At 69.5% G+C, this 3,018-nt stretch carries 4 protein-coding genes; all 4 read right to left on the reverse strand.

Going from position 1 to position 3,018, the window contains the following annotated elements; all coding sequences use genetic code 11:
• On the reverse strand, positions 1-1,287 hold a 1,287-nt coding region (locus AX685_RS00400), incomplete at its 3' end, for a PAS domain-containing sensor histidine kinase (protein ID WP_082740377.1).
• 25 nt (positions 1,288-1,312) lie between these two features.
• Positions 1,313-2,656, reverse strand: a complete 1,344-nt coding sequence (gene hemN, locus AX685_RS00405; RefSeq protein ID WP_066484304.1) for an oxygen-independent coproporphyrinogen III oxidase — start codon at positions 2,654-2,656, stop codon at positions 1,313-1,315.
• A gap of 4 nt (positions 2,657-2,660) precedes the next feature.
• Complete coding sequence (gene cydX / locus AX685_RS20710) at positions 2,661-2,765, reverse strand: cytochrome bd-I oxidase subunit CydX (protein ID WP_082740376.1); 105 nt, start codon at positions 2,763-2,765, stop codon at positions 2,661-2,663.
• 12 nt (positions 2,766-2,777) lie between these two features.
• Positions 2,778-3,018, reverse strand: a 241-nt coding sequence (locus tag AX685_RS00410; RefSeq protein ID WP_197418420.1) for a cytochrome d ubiquinol oxidase subunit II, incomplete at its 5' end; no start/stop codon positions are given.

Consider the following 3,018-nt stretch of genomic DNA (forward strand, 5'->3'; position numbering starts at 1 on the left):
CCCGCCGTTGCGGCGGGTGGTGATGCGGATGTCGCGATGCGCCGCGTCGCCGACCGCCTCGGCGGCGTTGCGCAGCAGGTTGACCAGCACCTGCTGGATCTGGACGCGATCGGCCAGCACATGCGCGGCGGCAGGATCGAGATCGGTGAACAGCCGGATGCCGCGTTCGGTCGCGCCGAGCAGCCCGAGACGGGTCGCCTCCTCGATCATCTCCGGCAAATCGTGCACCGCCTTGTCGGTATCGCCGCGCGCGACGAACTGGCGCAGCCGCCGCACGATCTGCCCGGCGCGCAGTGCCTCGCGTGATGCCTCATCCATCGCCTCGCGCAGGAACGGCTGCGCATCGGGCGCGTCGCTGTCGATCAGGTCGCGGCCCGCCTCCAGATAGTTGGCGATCGCGGTCAGCGGCTGGTTCAGTTCGTGCGCCAGCGTCGAGGCCATCGTGCCCATCGCGCTGACGCGCGAGACGTGGATCAGCTCCGCCTGAAGCTCCTTCATCCGCAGCTCCGCCAACTGCTGCGTCGTCAGGTCGCGGATGAAGCCGGTGAAGATGCGGTGCCCCTCGTCACGCGCCTCCCCGACCGACAATTCCATCGGGAATTGCGTGCCGTCGCGCTTCAGCCCGGTGACGACGCGGCCGATCCCGATGATCCGCCGCTCGCCCGTGGTTTCGTAGCGGGCGATATAGCCGTCATGCCGTTCGCGATAGGGCGAGGGCATCAGCACGCTGACGTTCCGTCCCACCACCTCCATCTCTGCATAGCCGAACAGCCGTTCGGCGGCGGCGCTAAACGACAGGATCGATCCGGCATCGTCGATCACCACCATCGCATCCGGCACGGTGGCCAGAATCGACCGGACGTGCAGCTCGCTCTGCCGCAGCGCCTGTTCGCGTGCCCGCCCGGAGGTGACGTCGGCGATCTCCATGCCGAACCCGGTCAGCATTGCGTCGTCGCCGCGCAGCGCCACGATCGTGACATCGGCCAGGAATTCGCTGCCGTCGCGCCGCACCAGCCATTGTTCGCGGCGGAGCGGCGATTGCGTCGAGGCGGCGTGGAGCGCCGCACCGCACTGCCGCGCGGCATTCTCGCCGGGATACAGCACCGCGGCGGGGTGACCGGCCAGCGCGTCGGGGGGCCAACCCAGCAACCGTCGCGCCCCCTTCGTGCCGCTGGCGACCGTGCCGTCCGGCGTCAGCAGCAGGACGGCGCGGTCCGCCAACCCCTCGACGAAGCGCGCGAGTTGTTCGGCCGTCCTCTCCGTTTCGCGGCTGTCCATGCTGCTCATCGGCACCTACGTGCCACGTTCCGTGTCAGACCGCGAGGCTTGCCGGCGCGGCGGCGCGCCGACGCCGCGCATCGAACGCCGCGGCCACCACCCGCCGATAGGCGCGATCGCCGTCGTCGAGATACAGTCGGCCGCCGCACCAGCGCGCGATCCCGCGCTGCTCCAGCGGCGCCAGCGCGACCAGCGCATCGAGCAGCGACGTCAGCGCCAGCCGGTGGGCGCCGCACAGCGCGGCCAGATCGACCTGGCCATCGCACAGCAGCCGCTCGATGATCGCGCCGCGCAGGCGATCCTCGGCATTGCGCACCACACCGCGCATGGTGGCCAGATGGCCACCGGCGATCGCCGCGCGATATCGGCCGACATGCTTTTCGTTCTGGACGATCAGCCCGTCGAACTGGCTGATCGCGGAGGCGCCGATGCCGATCACCGCCTCGGCTTCGTCATCGGTGAACCCCTGAAAGTTGCGGCGCAGGCGCCCGGTGACCGCGGCGATAGCGAGCGGATCGTCGGCGCGCGCGAAATGATCGAAGCCGATCGGCGCATAGCCCGCGCCGACCAGCAGGTCGTGCGTCAGCGCGCTGTGCGCGAAGCGTTGCTGCGGATCTGGCAGGTCCGCCGCGTCGATCATCCGCTGGCGCGGGATCATCGCGGGCAGATGCGCATAGCCGAACATCGCCACGCGCGCCGGATGGAGCGTCAGCGCCGCGGCGATCGTTTCCGCGATATCCTCGGCGCGCTGGCCCGGCAGTCCGTACATCAGGTCGAAGTTGAGGTGCCGGATGCCGACGCCGTGCAACCGCTCGGCGACTAGCGCGATCGCTTCGTACGGCTGCACCCGGTTGATCGCGCGCTGGATCGCGGGCGCGAATGTCTGCACGCCGATGCTCACCCGGCGGATGCCGATCGCCGCCAGCGTATCGGCATAAGCAGTGTCGAAGCCGCGCGGGTCGATCTCCATCGCCCATTCCGCCGCGGTGTCGACGCCGAACTGGTCGCGGATCGCCTCCGCGAGGCGCAGCAACTGCGCCGGCGACAGCGCGTTCGGGCTGCCGCCGCCGAAGTGGATGGAGCGGACGCGGCCATCCAGCAGCCCGGCGACCAGCCCGATCTCCGCCAGCAGCGCGTCGACATAGGCGTCGAGCCGTGCCGGCCGGCCGGTCGCGCCGGTGTTGCAGCCGCAATACCAGCATATCTCCCGGCAATAGGGCACGTGGATGTAGAGCGATACGGGCGAGTCGGGCGCGACGCCCAGCAGCGCCAGGGCCTGTCGCTCCGGCCCCACCGCGGGGGTGAAATCGACCGCGGTGGGATAGCTGGTGTAGCGCGGGATCGCCTGCCTGGCGAGATCGGGGTGATAGGTCGCCACCGGCTTATTCCTGTTCGTCGGCGGGCAGATGGAACTCGTGCCAGATGCCGTTGAGGATGCCAAAACCGACCGCCAGGCCGAGGCCCAGGACCCAGGTGAAATACCACATGACTGCTTCCCCTCAGTAGAAGTCGGGGCCGGCGGTGACGGCGGCGGTGGTGACCCGCCCGAACATCACGCGATATGCCCAGGCGGTGTAGGCCAGCACGATCGGCAGGAAGACGATGGTGACGACCAGCATGATCCCCAGCGTCCGCGCGCTGGACGAGGCGTTCCAGACCGTCAGGCTGGAATGCGCGTCGATGCTGGACGGCAGGATGAACGGGAACATCGCGCAGCCGACCGTGGCGACGATCCCCGCC

Origin of the sequence: Sphingomonas sp. CCH9-F2 (assembly GCF_001556735.1) — a bacterium.
Classification (GTDB): Bacteria; Pseudomonadota; Alphaproteobacteria; order Sphingomonadales; family Sphingomonadaceae; genus Sphingomonas; species Sphingomonas ginsenosidimutans.

Bases quoted from the DNA above. Each gene is read 5' to 3' on its own strand.
- cydX (WP_082740376.1), bottom strand. From the start codon at position 2,765: ATGTGGTATTTCACCTGGGTCCTGGGCCTCGGCCTGGCGGTCGGTTTT.